The 14,320-nt window shown below is 72.5% G+C and carries 11 protein-coding genes; 8 read left to right on the top strand and 3 right to left on the bottom strand.

All coding sequences use genetic code 11. The annotated features are described in order from the left end of the window. The first annotated feature begins 370 nt into the window (after positions 1–370). The 7 genes from ABT053_RS02875 (at position 371) to ABT053_RS02845 (ending at position 8,259) form a co-directional block, all read left to right on the top strand. Positions 371–1,228 (top strand): sensor histidine kinase, encoded by an 858-nt coding sequence (locus ABT053_RS02875; protein ID WP_350967123.1) that lies wholly within the window; start codon positions 371–373, stop codon positions 1,226–1,228. Next, a complete protein-coding gene (locus ABT053_RS02870) occupies positions 1,207–1,881 on the top strand; it encodes a response regulator (RefSeq protein WP_350967122.1) in 675 nt (224 codons plus the stop codon). The genes ABT053_RS02875 and ABT053_RS02870 overlap by 22 nt, the downstream gene beginning before the upstream one ends. Before the next feature lie 468 nt (positions 1,882–2,349). Further along, positions 2,350–2,688 (top strand): TcmI family type II polyketide cyclase, encoded by a 339-nt coding sequence (locus tag ABT053_RS02865; protein WP_350967121.1) that lies wholly within the window; start codon positions 2,350–2,352, stop codon positions 2,686–2,688. After that, the gene (locus ABT053_RS02860) at positions 2,685–4,436 is read left to right on the top strand and encodes an acetyl-CoA carboxylase carboxyltransferase subunit alpha (RefSeq protein WP_350967120.1); all 1,752 of its coding nucleotides are present in this window, start codon (positions 2,685–2,687) and stop codon (positions 4,434–4,436) included. The genes ABT053_RS02865 and ABT053_RS02860 overlap by 4 nt, the downstream gene beginning before the upstream one ends. Continuing rightward, a complete protein-coding gene (locus ABT053_RS02855) occupies positions 4,429–5,232 on the top strand; it encodes an acetyl-CoA carboxylase biotin carboxyl carrier protein (RefSeq protein WP_350967119.1) in 804 nt (267 codons plus the stop codon). Before ABT053_RS02860 ends, ABT053_RS02855 begins: the two co-directional genes overlap by 8 nt. After that, the gene (locus ABT053_RS02850; protein WP_350967118.1) at positions 5,229–6,605 is read left to right on the top strand and encodes an acetyl-CoA carboxylase biotin carboxylase subunit; all 1,377 of its coding nucleotides are present in this window, start codon (positions 5,229–5,231) and stop codon (positions 6,603–6,605) included. The genes ABT053_RS02855 and ABT053_RS02850 overlap by 4 nt, the downstream gene beginning before the upstream one ends. 43 nt (positions 6,606–6,648) lie before the next feature. Next, positions 6,649–8,259 carry a serine/threonine-protein kinase gene (locus tag ABT053_RS02845; protein WP_350967117.1) on the top strand — a complete coding sequence of 537 codons (1,611 nt, stop codon included), beginning with the start codon at positions 6,649–6,651 and terminating at the stop codon, positions 8,257–8,259. Between the two features lie 198 nt (positions 8,260–8,457). On the opposite strand, the gene ABT053_RS02840 is transcribed toward ABT053_RS02845, so the two are convergent. Genes ABT053_RS02840 through ABT053_RS02830 form a run of 3 tightly spaced genes read right to left on the bottom strand, consistent with a single transcriptional unit; the run spans position 8,458 to position 10,419 of the window. Then, complete coding sequence (locus ABT053_RS02840; RefSeq protein ID WP_350967116.1) at positions 8,458–9,387, bottom strand: RluA family pseudouridine synthase; 930 nt, start codon at positions 9,385–9,387, stop codon at positions 8,458–8,460. Beyond that, positions 9,380–10,036, bottom strand: coding sequence for a signal peptidase II (locus ABT053_RS02835; RefSeq protein ID WP_350967115.1), 657 nt, complete (start codon positions 10,034–10,036; stop codon positions 9,380–9,382). The genes ABT053_RS02840 and ABT053_RS02835 overlap by 8 nt, the downstream gene beginning before the upstream one ends. Further along, positions 10,000–10,419 carry a TraR/DksA family transcriptional regulator gene (locus ABT053_RS02830; protein WP_350967114.1) on the bottom strand — a complete coding sequence of 140 codons (420 nt, stop codon included), beginning with the start codon at positions 10,417–10,419 and terminating at the stop codon, positions 10,000–10,002. Before ABT053_RS02830 ends, ABT053_RS02835 begins: the two co-directional genes overlap by 37 nt. 480 nt (positions 10,420–10,899) lie before the next feature. On the opposite strand from ABT053_RS02830, the gene ileS reads away from it, so the two are divergent. Then, positions 10,900–14,058 carry an isoleucine--tRNA ligase gene (ileS, locus tag ABT053_RS02825; RefSeq protein WP_350967113.1) on the top strand — a complete coding sequence of 1,053 codons (3,159 nt, stop codon included), beginning with the start codon at positions 10,900–10,902 and terminating at the stop codon, positions 14,056–14,058. Positions 14,059–14,320 lie beyond the last annotated feature (262 nt).

Here is a 14,320-nt window from a genome sequence, read left to right as displayed (position 1 = left end):
CACACCGAGCGTTCGCAGATAATACGATTTATCCCGTTACTCCTTAGGAATTCCTGAGCCACCCCTGTGAGAACCCATAGAACGGCCGGGCGACACCGGCACTGGTGATACGCGCTGACGGACGCCTGTCAGGCCCCGCGACCTGCCGCCGGCATGGATTCGGCGGAAGCCCGGTAGACGTCCTCAATAGCCAAAGAATAGAATCTTAATGAAGTCTGTGACAGCCCATATGATTTGCTTGATATAGTCACTTTTTCTGACTACGCTCACCTTTCATGGGGGAACGACGGGGCAAAACAACCCAAGGAATCAAGCACCTCTCATGTTTAACGAGTAGCCGATCTCAGCGGACCCCAACGGGGTGGGTTCGATGAGCACCTTCCTCGGCTATCTCGTCTCGGAGCTGAGCTGGACCGACCTGCTGTGCTCGACGGTGGCGGCACTTCTGGCCGTCACGTCGTCCACACTCGGCACCCGCAGGCACACCAAGTCCGTACTGACCAGGCGCGAGAACGCCGCCGCACTGCGCGAGCGGCGCCGGATCGCCCGCAACCTGCACGACGGGGTGGGCCACGGCCTGACCGTGATCGCCCTCCAGGCCCGGCGGCTGACCGGCTCGCCCGCGACGGCCCACCAGGTGGCCCAGATCATCGAGGAGACGGTCCAGGCGACCCTGACCGACCTGCGAGGGACCCTCACCGACCTGCGGCACGACCCGCCTCCTCCGAGGGGGCGGCGCGACCTCCCCCCGCGGGAGGAGTCGCGACGCCACGACGACGGCGCGCTCCTGTCGGCCAGGCTGACCGAGCTCGCCGGGCGCTTTCCCTTTCCCGACCTGGCCGTACGGCTGCGCAACGTCGCGGCCGAACGCCACGTGCCGCCCGAGGTCGCCCGGACGGCGTTCCGCGTCGCCCAGGAGGCCCTGACGAACGCGCTCAAGCACAACACCGGCCCGGTCCACCTGGAGGTCTGCTTCGGCGAGAAGCTGAGCGTCTCGGTGGTCAACGAGACGCGCTCCCCCGGGGTGATGGCCGTGGCCATGCCCCTCCCCCGCAGACAGGGCGGCGGAGGTACGGGACTGCGGGGCCTGTCGGAACGCGTCGCCGAGCAGGGAGGTCACCTGGAGGCGGGCCCGCTGACCGGGGGCGGGTTCATCACCCGGGCCGTCATCCCGGTGACCTCCGCCACCTCCAGAGAGGACGAGCCATGCGGAAGATCCGCGTCCTGATCGCCGACGACCAGCCGCTGATCCGCAGTGGTCTGCACGCCGTCTTCGACGGGGTGCCGGACATCGTGGTGGTCGGCGAGGCACCGCACGGGGTGCAGGCGGTGCAGTCGGTCAAGACACTCCGCCCGGACGTCGTGCTGATGGACATCAACATGCCGCGCATGGACGGCATCACCGCCACCAGGGAGATCTGCAAGCTGGGTGCCGACTATCCCGCGAAGGTCGTCATCCTCACCATCTACGACCAGGACGAGCACGTGTTCGAGGCGCTGCGCAGCGGGGCGAGCGGCTTCATCCTCAAGCACACGCCCACCGAACGGCTGGTGGACGCCGTGCGCGAGGCCGCCGAGGGCGACGCCCTGCTGTCGCCCTCGGTGACGCGCAAGCTCATCGACGAGTTCGCCAGGCGCCCGGTGCTCTCCGCCGCGCCGACCGCCGTGCTCGGCCAGCTCACCGAGCGGGAACGCGAGGTGTTCCAGCTGCTCGTCCGGGGCTACGGCAACGACGAGATCGCCCGCGCGCTCGTGCTCGGCGACAGCACGATCAAGTCACACGTCCAGCACCTCTACCAGAAGCTCGGCGTGCGCGACCGGGTGCAGATCGTGATCTTCGCGTACGAGAACGGCCTGGTCGCGGCCACCCCCCGGGGCTGACACGACTCCCGCGCGAAGGCGGCCGTCTCCCTCCCGGAGGCGGCCGCCTTCGTACGCCCCTCCCGCCTCCGCGAGGGCGGGCAGGCCCCCGCGGAGGACCTTCGCGAACGCGGGCGGCCCCCTCCTCCGGGACGCCACGAAAGCCCTCCGGGACGTCACGAAAGCGACCTGTCCTCCCGAAGCCCCGCAAACGCCACCCGGCTCTCCGCCACTTCGCGACTTCGCGACTTCGCGACTTCGCGACTTCGCGACTTCGCGACTTCGCGACTTCGCGACTTCGCGACTTCGCGACTTCGCGACGACGGGCGGGCCCGTCGAGGCCTCGCGGACGCGGTCCGGCTCCCCTTCGGGAAGGAGACGGTCCCCTCCCCGGAGGAGCCCCGGGTTCACGCCGGCGGCGGGCGACACCGGCCGGGACGGGTTCCTACGGTGGGACGGACCCGATCGACCGGCCACCGAGGAGTGCCCGTGCCCGACCAGATCCTGATCGTCGCCCGCCTCAGTCCCGGCGGTTCCGGCGAGGTCTCCCGCCTCTTCGGCGAGTCCGACGCGGGCGAGCTCCCCCGCGCGCTCGGGGTGACGCGCCGCGACCTGTTCCTCTACCGGGACCTCTACCTCCACCACGTCGAGTTCGAGGGCTCCGCCGCCGAGGCGATGGCCCTCGCCCGCGAGCGGGAGGACTTCCTGCGGCTGAGCGAGGATCTCGGCCCGCACGTCAGGCCGTACGACCCGGACACCTGGCGCGGCCCCGCCGACGCGATGGCGCGGCGGTTCTACCACTGGACCCCCGAGGAGCGCGCCCTGTGACGATCTCACCCGCCGCCGTACCCACAGCACCCCCAGCACCCACAGCGCCCGCCGCACCGGCCACCGCGTCGACCACCGCATCAGCCACCGCGCCCGTGGCGTGGGCGCGCTGCCCCGGCTGCGCCGCCATCGTGTACGCCCCCCGCCTGGCCCGTACCCAGCGCGTCTGCCCCGAGTGCGGCCACCACCACCGGCTGAACGCCGTCGAACGGCTGCGCACCCTGGTGGACGACGGCTCCTTCCGCGCCGCCGTCCCGCAGGTGCGCGGCGCCGACCCGCTGGGCTTCACCGACTCCCGGCCCTACGCCGAGCGCCTGGCCCAGGCGCGCGGGCGCACCGGCCTGGACGACGCCGTCCTGTACGGCACCGCCACCGCCGGAGGCCACCGCGTGGTCGTCGCCGTCATGGACTTCTCCTTCCTCGGCGGCAGCATGGGCTCGGCCGTCGGCGAGGCCGTCACCCGCGCCTGCGAACGGGCGCTGGACGAGCGCGTCCCGCTGGTCCTCGCCGTCGCCTCCGGTGGCGCCCGCATGCAGGAGGGTGCCCTGTCCCTGATGCAGATGGGCAAGACCGCCCAGGCGATGCGGCGGCTGCGGCGCGCGGGCGTGCTCAGCGTCTGCGTGCTGACCGACCCCACCTTTGGCGGGGTGACCGCCTCGTTCGCCACCCTCGGGGACGTGCTGGTCGCCGAGCGCGGCGCGCTCGTCGGCTTCGCCGGGCCGCGCGTCATCGCCTCGGCGACCCGGGAGAAGCTTCCCCGGGGGTTCCAGAGCGCCGAGTATCTCGCCGGGCGCGGCATGCTCGACCGGGTCGAACCCCGCGACGGCCTGCGCCCCCTGCTCGCCCGGCTGCTGTCCACGACCCGCGGGGCCGCCTCTCCCGGACACGCCCAGGAGCCGCCCGGCGGGCCCTCGGCGGTGATCCGCGATCCGGGCGAGCTGTCCGGCGCGCCGGCCGCCCAGGAGACCGTACGGCTGGCCCGCGACACCCGGCGCCCGACCGCCCTCGACTACATCTGGCACCTGTGCTCGGACTTCGTGGAACTCCACGGGGACCGCACGCACGGCGACGATCCGGCGATCGTGGGCGGCACCGGCCTGATCGACGGGACGCCCGTGATGGTCATCGGCCACCAGAAGGGCCACGACACCTCGGAGCTGGTCGCCAGGAACTTCGGCCTCGCCCACCCCGAGGGGTATCGCAAGGCGCTGCGGCTGATGGGACTGGCCGACCGGCTCGGCCTGCCGGTGGTGACCCTCGTCGACACCCAGGGCGCCGCCCCGGGCGTCGGAGCCGAGGAACGCGGCCAGGCGTGGGCCATCGCCGAGTGCCTCGCCGGCATGTCGGAGCTGTCGGTCCCGGTGGTCGCGACCGTGGTCGGCGAGGGCGGCAGCGGCGGGGCGCTCGCCCTCGCGATGGCCAACCGGGTGCTGATGCTGCGCCACGCCGTCTACTCGGTGATCAGCCCGGAGAGCTGCTCGACGATCCTGTACGGCGACCCCTCGCACGCTCCCGAGCTGGCCGGGTCCCTGCGGATCACCGCGCCGGAGCTGCTGCGGCTCGGCGTCGTCGACGGGGTCGTCCCCGAGCCGCCGGGCGGGGCGCAGGAGGATCCGGCGGCGGCGATGGACGCGCTCAAGGCCGCCGTCCTGGAGTCGCTGCGCGAGCTGTCCGGGCTGAGCGGCGACGAGCTGCGCAAGCACCGCCACGAGAGGTTCCGTGGGCTGGGAGTGATCGAAGGTGAATGAGCGGACCACCGGGAGACCGGCCCCCGGGACCACCGGCGGACCCGACCCCGAGACCACCCAGAGATCCGGCCCAGAGACCGCCGGGAGGCCAGACCCCGGCACCGCCGGGAGACCCGCCCCCGAGACCACCCGGGGATTCGGCCCCGAGACCGCCGGGAGGCCCGGCTCCAAGACCACCGGCAGACCCGGTTCCGAGATCGCGGGGAGACCCGGCTCCGGGGAGGACGCGCACGCGGCGATGCGGCTGCTGCGCGAGGAGGTCGGCAACCTCGTCAAGACCGTTCCCGGTCCGGTGGCGGCCATCTCCCTGCGCCTGGGCGAGTGCGCCCTGGAGGTGACCTGGGCCTTCCCGCAGCACACAGCGCAGCACACCGCGCAGCCTCACGCCGCGCAACCTACGGCGCAGCCCACCCCGCAGCCCCCGTGGCCCGTCGTCGCCGTCGGACAGGCGGCCACCGAGCGGGCACCCACCGGCGAACCGGCCGCGCGACCGGCGGAGACGAGCCCCCTCGGCGCGGCGCGGGAGCACCCCTCGCCGCACGCGGTGACCGCGCACGCGGTGACCGCCCCCCTGGTCGGCACCTTCTACGTCGCCGCCGAGCCCGGGGCCCCGCCCTTCGTACAGCCGGGCGACCGGGTGGACGCGGGTCAGACGATCGGCATCGTCGAGGCCATGAAGCTGATGAACCCGGTCGTCGCCGGACACGCGGGCGAGGTCGTCGAGGTCGTCGCGGGGAACGGCGAGCCGGTGGAGTACGGGCAGGTCCTGGTGCGGCTGCGGACGGACGACGCATGAGCTTCACGAGGATGCTCATCGCCAACCGGGGCGAGATCGCGCTGCGCGTGGCCAGGACCTGCCGCGAGATGGGCATCGAGACCGTCGCCGTGTACTCCACCGCCGACCGCGACGCCCGGTTCACGGCCTACGCCGACCGGGCCGTCCACATCGGCCCGGCCCCGGCCCGGCGCAGCTACCTCTCCGTGCCCGCCGTCATCGAGGCGGCCCTGCAGACCGGGGCCGAGGCGATCCACCCGGGCTACGGGTTCCTGTCGGAGGACGCCGACTTCGCCAGGGTCTGCGCGGACCACGGGATCACCTTCGTCGGGCCCGCCCCCGAGGTGATGGAGTGCGTCGGAGACAAGGCGCGGGTGCGCTCCCTGATGGCCGAGGCCGGGCTGCCCGTCCTGCCCGGCAGCGACGGCGCCGTACCCTCGGCGGCCGAGGCCGAGCGGATCGGCGCCGAGATCGGCTACCCGGTCATCGTGAAGGCCGCCGCGGGCGGCGGCGGGCGGGGCATCGAGGTGGCGCGCGACCGGGCCGAGCTGCGCGACGTCTACCGGCGCACCACCGCGTTCGCCCGGCAGGTGTTCGGCAACGGCGACGTCTACATCGAGCGGTTCGTGCCCGTCGCCCGCCACGTGGAGGTCCAGCTGCTGGGAGACTCCGCCGGGAACGTCGTACACCTGGGGGAGCGCGACTGCTCGCTGCAGCGGCGCAACCAGAAGCTCGTCGAGGAGGCGCCCTCCCCCGCGCTGCCCGAGGAGGTGCGCGGGCGGCTCGGCGAGTACGCGGTGGCCGGGGCGCGGCACGTCGGCTACACCGGCGCGGGGACGATGGAGTTCCTGGTCGGGCCGGGCGGGGAGGCGACCTTCATGGAGATCAACGCCCGCATCCAGGTCGAGCACCCGGTCACCGAGATGCTCACCGGCGTCGACCTGGTCAGGGAGCAGATCCGGGTGGCCGCGGGCGAGCGCCTGTCCTTCACCCAGGAGCAGGTCCGCCTCACCGGCGCGGCGATCGAGTGCCGGGTGAACGCCGAGGATCCCGCGGCGGGTTTCCGGCCCGCCCCCGGCCGCCTGACGGTCTTCCGCCCGCCCGGCGGGCCCGGCGTGCGGGTCGACTCCGGGTTCGCCCAGGGCGACGCGATCCCGCCGGACTACGACTCGCTGATCGCGAAACTGGTCGTCTGGGCGCCCACCCGGGAGGAGGCCGTCGCCAGGGCCGACCGCGCGCTCGCCGAGTTCGCCGTGGAGGGTCCCGGGGTGGCCACCACCATCCCGCTGCTGCGCGAGCTGCTCGCACAACCCGGGTTCGCGGCCGGTGAGCACAGCACCGGATTCGTGGACGCGTTCATGAGCGGGCGGGGACATATACGCTGGTCTGCGTAAACTTTTCTGAATGCCAGCGTAAATCCGGGGTACTCGCCACCACATGACCGATTCTCAGGGGATCATCGGAGCCCGCTACCGCCTGCTCGAACGCATCGGCCGAGGAGGCATGGGAACGGTCTGGAGAGCGCGCGACGAGGTGCTGGGCCGCGACGTCGCGGTCAAGGAGGTCATCCCCTCCCCCGACCTCACCGATCCCGAACGCGAGGTCTTCACCGTACGCACCCTCAGGGAGGCCCGTGCCGCCGGCCGGATCGGCCACCCGGGGGTGGCGACGGTCTACGACGTGATCGAGGAGTACGGGCGCCCCTGGATCGTCATGCAGCTGGTCGACTCCCGCACGCTCGGAGCGGTGATCAGGGAGGACGGGCCGCTGCCGCCGATGCGGGTGGCGCGGATCGGCCTGGAGGTGCTGAGCGCGCTGCTCGCCGCCCACCACGCGGGCGTCCTGCACCGCGACGTGAAGCCGGACAACGTGCTGATCGCCGCCGACGGCCGGGCCGTGCTCACCGACTTCGGCATCGCCGTCCTGGAGGGCGACTCGTCGATCACCAGGACCGGTTCGCTCATCGGCACCCCGGCGTTCATCGCGCCGGAGCGGGCGAGCGGCGGACCGGCCGAGTTCGCCTCCGACCTGTGGTCGCTCGGCGTGACGCTCCACGTGGCCGTCGAGGGCCGCTCCCCCTTCGAGCGGGCCCACCCGCTGGCGACGCTCAGCGCCGTGATGCACCAGGAGCCGTCACCGATGCGGTTCGCCGGGCCGCTCGCCCCGGTGATCTACGGCCTGCTGCACAAGGACCCCGCGCGGCGCATGTCCGCCCGCGAGGTGCAGATCCAGCTGACCTCGCTGGTGAACGGGACCGCGCCGCAGCCGACCATGCCCATCGAGATGCCCTCGGAGCTGCCCGCCGAGACACCGGCCGAGACGCGGGGCGGATGGTCGACCGGGCCGTCCCCGGTGGTCCCCGTGGCCCCCATGGCCGCCGGGACCCCGGAGGGCGCTCCCACCGCTCCGGCCGGGACGGTGTCGTCCATGTCGTCCATGTCCTCTATGTCGTCCACGCCGCCCGTACCGCCCGCGCCGCCCGTGCGGCCCACCTCGGCCTGGTCCCCCGAACCCGACCCCGCCCTCTCCTCCCCGAGGCGGCGCCCGGCGATGGCCGCCCTGGTCGCGGCGGCGCTCGCCGTCGCCGTGACCGCGGGAGGACTGGCGTGGATCGCCGCCGGCTCCTCGACCCAGAGCCCCGCGGACCCGCCGACCTCGTCGAGCGTGGCGCCCGAGGAGAAGCCCTCGGGCGAGCCCGAGCAGGCGAAGGTACCGGCGCGGAACGACCCCACGCGCGACACCGGGGGCGGATACTCGGAGCGCCCGGCCCCGGAGAGGTCGGGGAACGGCGACCCCGCCCCGCGCGACAGGCCGACGGGCAAGCCATCGTCCAAGCCGACGGCCGAACCGTCGCAGGAGCCCGAGGAGCCCGAGGAGGACCCCGCCGACCAGGCGCCGGACGAGGACCAGGGCGAAGGAGGCGGCGGAAGCGGCGGGGGCGACGAGGGCTCGGGCGGGGACGACGCGCCGGGCGACGGTCAGCAGGGCGACTCGCCCGACCAGGTCGACCCGGGCGCCGGGACGGCCGCGCTCGACACGGCCCCCTGAGACGAGACACGCCTGAGGAGACGAGGCACGCCTGAGCGGGAACCACCGGCGGCGGGCCACACCGGGACGGCCGCGCTCGACACGGACAGGGACGGCCCGCTCGACACGGACAGGGACGGCCGCGCTCGACACGGACGCCGGACAACGCCAGAACGCGCCGGAACCGGGCCAGGACCCGCCAGGCCCCGCCAGGACCCGCTACGACTCGGCGGCGACGATCTCCAGGGCGCGGGCCAGGTCGTCGGGGTAGGCGGTGCCGAAGGAGACCCACTCGCCGGTGGAGGGGTGCTCGAAGGCCAGCGAGACCGCGTGCAGCCACTGCCGGCTCACCCCCAGGCGCGCGGCCAGGGTGGGGTCGGCCCCGTACAGCATGTCGCCGACGCACGGGTGGCGCAGCGCCGACATGTGGACCCGGATCTGGTGGGTGCGGCCCGTCTCCAGCTTGATGTCCAGTAGCGACGCGGCCCGGAACGCCTCGATCGTGTCGTAGTGGGTGACCGAGTCCTTGCCCCCGGCCACGACCGCCCAGCGGCCGTCCCCGACGGGGTGGCGGTCGATCGGAGCGTCCACGGTGCCGCGGTGCGGGTCGGGGTGGCCCTGGACCAGCGCGTGGTAGCGCTTGTCGACCGTGCGCTCCTTGAAGGCCCGCTTCAGGTGGGAGTAGGCGTGCTCGCTCTTGGCGACGACCATCGCGCCGGTGGTGTTGGCGTCCAGCCGGTGCACGATGCCCTGGCGCTCGGCCGCGCCGCTGGTGGCCACCCGGTGGCCGGTGCCCAGCAGGCCGCCGATCACGGTGGGCCCGGTCCAGCCGGTGGTCGGGTGGGCGGCCACGCCGATGGGCTTGTTGACGACGACGATGTCGTCGTCCTCGTACACGATGTGCATGCCCGGCACCGGCTCGGCCACCGGCATCGGGGTGGTGGGCGGCGGCGGGAGGGTGACCTCCAGCCACGCGCCGCCGTGGACCCGGTCGGACTTGATCGCGGTCGAGCCGTCGACCAGCACGTCGCCGGCGACGATCAGCTCCGCCGCGCGCGTGCGGGAGAGGCCGAACAGGCGTGACAGGGCGGCGTCGAGGCGCTCGCCCTCCAGCCCGTCGGGGACGGGGAGGCTTCGCCGGTCAGCCATCGCTGTTCTCCTTGCCTTCATTCGTGGTTGTGGCGGTCTTGGTGGTCTTCGCGGCTCCCGTGTCGCGCGTGCCGTCGATCTGGTAGCCCCGCCAGGCGAGAATGACGGCGAGGACGCCGCCGCAGACGATCGCCGAGTCGGCGATGTTCCAGACCGGGAAGTGACCGGGGAAGGTCTCGATGAAGTCGACCACGTGCCCCTGGAGCGGCGAGGGCCTGCCGGGGCCGAAGCCCGAGGGCGAGCGGAAGATCCGGTCGGTGAGGTTGCCGAGCGCCCCGCCGAGCAGCAGGCTCAGCGTGATCGCCCAGGGCAGGCTGCGCAGGTTGCGCGCGGTGCGCAGGATCGCCACCACGACGGCGGCCGCGACACAGGTGAAGACGATCGTCATCCCGGTGCCGAGACTGAAGGCGGCCCCCGAGTTGAAGATCACCCGGAACTGGAGGAGGCCCGGGACGACCACGAACGGTTCCCTGCCCTCCAGGGTCCTCAGCACGAGGGTCTTCGTGGCGAGGTCGAGGGCGTAGACGATGGGGACGATCGTCGCGAGCACGGCGATCCGCCGCCGCCTCGGGAGCGGGGCGGCCGGAGCCGCCCCCTCCTCGGTCTCGCCCGTCAGCGGCGCTCCTCCCGCTGCTTGCAGGCCACGCACAGCGTCGCCCTCGGAAACGCCTGCAGGCGCTCCTTTCCGATCGGCTGATGGCACGATTCGCACACTCCGTAGGTCCCCGCGTCGATCCGGGCGATCGCTCGCTCGTTCTGCGCGACCAGGTCGCGCGAGTTCAGGGTAAGGGCGATTTCGCGCTCGCGTTCATACGTCCGGGCTCCGGCGTCGGCCTGATCGTCTCCCGCGCCGTCGGTGACGTCGCTGGACGCGATCTCCGTCTCGGCCTTGGCGATCTCCGCGGTGAGCTCGTGGATCTCCGTGGCCAGCTGCCCCCGGACCTCCTTGAGCTCCTCGGCCGACCAGGTGACGACGGCGCCGTCCTGGGACGGCGCCACCGCGCTGTTGTCTGCGCGCACGGTCGCGGCCATGGCGGCCTCCTTGCTCGATGGACCGTCTCCAATGTGGTGAACGGTGCGGGCAGCTTAGGTCTCCCATAACAGAACGGCAAACGACCCGCCGCAATCTTTACCACTCCCGTAACATCCGGTCGCTACCCCCTGATTCCGCCCAGCGGACCTCAATACGGGGAAGCTTCCGGGGGGCGGGTACGTTATCGTGTGAGCCTGCAAGGCGTTGATGGGGACAGCAACCTCCGCATTACCTCGCACGAGCGACCCGGGGACGGTGCGAGCCCGGGGCGAGGCGCGAAGGCACGATCACCCCGGAGCCGCCGGAAGAACCGCCGCGACGACCCTCCCGAAGGCCCGCGGCCCAGTAGACCCGGCAGCAGACCGAAGGAAGAGGGCCTTCCGCGTTCGCGCGAAGGTCAAGGAGGGTGGTACCGCGGGGCCCGAACGGCCTCGTCCCTTCACGCCACAGCCGGTTCCAGCGTGGAGGTCCAGCCCATCATGTCCGCCTATTTCCGTTCTCTCCCTGCGCAGGTCGATCTTCCCGCGCTCGAGCACGAGGTTCTCGACCGCTGGCGGGACGGCAAGATCTTCGAGCGCTCGGTCGAGCAGAACTCCGGCGGCCCCAACTGGGTCTTCTACGAGGGCCCGCCCACCGCCAACGGCATGCCCGGCGTCCACCACGTCGAGGCCCGCGTCTTCAAGGACCTCTTCCCCCGCTACAAGTCGATGCGCGGCTTCAACGTGCCCCGCAAGGCGGGCTGGGACTGCCACGGCCTGCCCGTCGAGGTCGCCGTCGAGAAGGAGCTCGGCCTCTCCGGCAAGAAGGAGATCGAGGCGTACGGCATCGCCGAGTTCAACGACCGATGCCGCGAGTCCGTGCTGAAGCACGTGGACGCCTTCGAGGAGATGACCGAGCGGATGGGGTACTGGATCGACCTGTCCCAGGCCTACCGCACGATGGACCCGGCCTACGTGGAGTCCGTCTGGTGGTCGCTCAAGGTCATCTTCGACAAGGACCTGCTGACCCGCGACTTCCGCATCACCCCGTACTGCCCCCGCTGCGGCACCGGCCTGTCCGACCACGAGCTGGGCCAGCCGGGCGGCTACGAGACCGTCACCAGCCCGTCGGTCTACGTCCGCATGCCCGCGACCTCGGGGCCGCTCGCCGACCTCGGCGCCTCGCTGCTGATCTGGACCACCACGCCGTGGACCCTGGTCTCCAACACCGCCGTGGCCGTGCACCCCGACGTGACCTACGTCGCGGCCCGCCCCGCCGGGTCCGACGAGGTCCTGGTGGTGGCCGAGCCGCTGCTCGCCTCCGCGCTGGGCGAGGGCGCCGAGGTGCTCGCCGCCTTCCAGGGCGCCGACCTGGAGCACACCACCTACACGCGGCCGTTCGAGCTGGTCGACATCCCCGGCGCGCACTACGTGGTGCTCGGCTACTACGTCACCACCGAGGACGGCACCGGCCTGGTCCACCAGGCGCCCGCCTTCGGCGCCGACGACATGACGACCTGCAAGCGGTACGGGCTGCCCGTGGTCAACCCGGTCGGCCCCGACGGCCGGTTCCTCGACAGCGTGCCCCAGGTCGGCGGGCAGTTCTTCAAGGACGCCGACGAGGGGCTCACCGCCGACCTGCGCGAGCGCGGGCTGCTCTACCGGGGCAGCCACTTCGAGCACAGCTACCCGCACTGCTGGCGCTGCCACACCGCGCTGCTCTACTACGCCCTCCCCGCCTGGTACATCCGCACCACCGCGATCAAGGACCAGCTCCTCGCCGAGAACGAGAAGACCAGCTGGTACCCCGAGACGATCAAGTGGGGCCGGTTCGGCGAGTGGCTGCGCAACAACGTCGACTGGTCGCTGTCGCGCTCGCGCTACTGGGGCACCCCGCTGCCCCTGTGGGTCTGCACGGCCGACGAGTCCCACGTCACCTGCGTCGGCTCGCTGGACGAGCTGGGCCGCCTGTCCGGCCAGGACGTCTCCGCGCTCGACCCGCACCGCCCCTACGTCGACGACGTCACGCTGCCCTGCCCCACCTGCGGCGAGGAGGCCCGCCGGGTGCCCGACGTGATCGACGCCTGGTACGACTCCGGCTCGATGCCGTTCGCCCAGTGGGGCGCCCCGTATCTGAACGAGGAGATGCTGGAGAAGGCCTACCCCGCGCAGTTCATCTGCGAGGCCACCGACCAGACCCGCGGCTGGTTCTACTCGCTGATGGCGGTCGGCACGCTCGTCTTCGGCAGGTCCTCGTACGAGAACGTGCTCTGCCTCGGCCTGATCCTCGCCGAGGACGGCCGCAAGATGAGCAAGCACCTGGGCAACGTGCTCAAGCCGATGCCGCTGATGGACCAGCACGGCGCCGACGCGCTGCGCTGGTACATGGCCTGCTCCGGCTCCCCGTGGGCGGCCCGCAGGGTGGGACACGGCGCCCTGGAGGAGATCGTCCGCAAGGTCCTGCTCACCTACTGGAACACCACGTCGTTCTTCACCCTGTACGCCAACACCGAGTCCTGGTCGCCGTCCCGGCTCGCCGAGGCGCCCGCGTACGACGAGCGCCCGCTGATCGACCGCTGGGCCCTCGCCGAGCTGCACCGGACCGTGGCCGAGGTCACCGCGTCGCTGGACGTCTTCGACACCGCCCGCGTCGGACGGCGCCTCGCCGAGTTCCTCGACGACCTCTCCAACTGGTACGTGCGCCGCTCCCGCCGCCGCTTCTGGACCGGCGACCCCGCGGCGTTCGCCACGCTGTACGAGTGCCTGGAGACCGTCACCCGGCTGATGGCGCCGGTGGTGCCGTTCACCACCGACTACGTCTGGGACGTGCTTCGCGACACGAACGCCCCCTCCTCGGTCCACCTGGCCGGCTGGCCCGAGGTCAACGGCGAGCTGCTGGACCCGGAGCTGTCCGAGCGGATGGCGCTGGTCCGCCGCCTGGTGGAGCTGGGCCGCTCGGCCCGCGCCTCCAGCGGGGTCAAGACCCGCCAGCCGCTCGGCCGCGCCCTGGTCGGCGCCCCCGGCTGGGCCGCGCTCTCCCCCGAGCTGCGCGAGCTCATCGCCGACGAGCTCAACGTGAAGGACCTGGAGGACCTGTCCGGGATCGGGGCCGACCTGGTCTCCTTCACCGTGAAGCCCAACTTCCGGGCGCTGGGCAAGCGGTTCGGCTCGCGGACCAAGCTGGTCGCCTCGGCCGTCACCGCCGCCGACCCCGCCGGGCTCGCCCGCGCGCTCCGCACCGGCTCGCCGGTCGCGGTGGAGGCGGGAGAGCTCGGCACGGTGGAGCTCGGCGCCGACGACGTGATCGTCACCGAGCAGCCCAGGTCCGGGTGGGCGGTGGAGGCCGGCGCCGGTGAGACCGTCGCGCTCGACCTCACCATCACCGACGAGCTGCGCCGCTCGGGCCTGATCCGCGACGTCATCCGCCTGCTCCAGGACACCCGCAAGTCCACCGGCCTGTCGATCACCGACCGGATCGACGTGTGGTGGTCCACCGGCGACGCCGACCTGGCCGAGGCCCTGCGGACCCAGGGGCGGTCGGTGGCCGACGAGGTCCTCGCCGTCTCCCTCACCGAGGGCGGCGCCGACGACCTCCCCTCCCACAGCGACGCCGAGCTGGGCCTGACCTTCCAGCTCCGCCGCACGACGACGACGGTCTGACCCGGTTTCCGAATCCGGCCCGGCTCTGAACGGGTCCGGCTCTGAACGGGTCCGGCCGGTCTTGACGACCGGACCTCGCTTCGAACGGGTCCGGCCGTCGAAACCGGTCAGACCCGTTCGGACCGGCTTGGGAAGGTTCTCAAAGCTGACGAGATCGGACACGGCCGGGGGGGCGGGGGGGTGAAAACCCCCGCCCCCGCCCGGGGTGGGGGGGGGGGTGGGGGGTGAGGGGGTGGGGGGAAGCGAGCAGCGGAAACCCCGA

This window comes from Streptosporangium sp. NPDC002524 (assembly GCF_040295985.1).
Lineage (GTDB): Bacteria > Actinomycetota > Actinomycetes > Streptosporangiales > Streptosporangiaceae > Streptosporangium.
The sequence above is the reverse complement of the archived record's forward strand: the minus strand, read 5'-3'. Positions and strand labels throughout refer to the sequence as shown.

What these genes read in the sequence shown, in the direction of transcription:
- ABT053_RS02875 (WP_350967123.1), top strand. Translation starts at nt 371, where the DNA reads ATGAGCACCTTCCTCGGCTATCTCGTCTCGGAGCTGAGCTGGACCGAC.
- ABT053_RS02870 (WP_350967122.1), top strand. Translation starts at nt 1,207, where the DNA reads ATGCGGAAGATCCGCGTCCTGATCGCCGACGACCAGCCGCTGATCCGC.
- ABT053_RS02850 (WP_350967118.1), top strand. Translation starts at nt 5,229, where the DNA reads ATGAGCTTCACGAGGATGCTCATCGCCAACCGGGGCGAGATCGCGCTG.
- ABT053_RS02845 (WP_350967117.1), top strand. Translation starts at nt 6,649, where the DNA reads ATGACCGATTCTCAGGGGATCATCGGAGCCCGCTACCGCCTGCTCGAA.
- ABT053_RS02840 (WP_350967116.1), bottom strand. Translation starts at nt 9,387, where the DNA reads ATGGCTGACCGGCGAAGCCTCCCCGTCCCCGACGGGCTGGAGGGCGAG.
- ABT053_RS02830 (WP_350967114.1), bottom strand. Translation starts at nt 10,419, where the DNA reads ATGGCCGCGACCGTGCGCGCAGACAACAGCGCGGTGGCGCCGTCCCAG.
- ileS (WP_350967113.1), top strand. Translation starts at nt 10,900, where the DNA reads ATGTCCGCCTATTTCCGTTCTCTCCCTGCGCAGGTCGATCTTCCCGCG.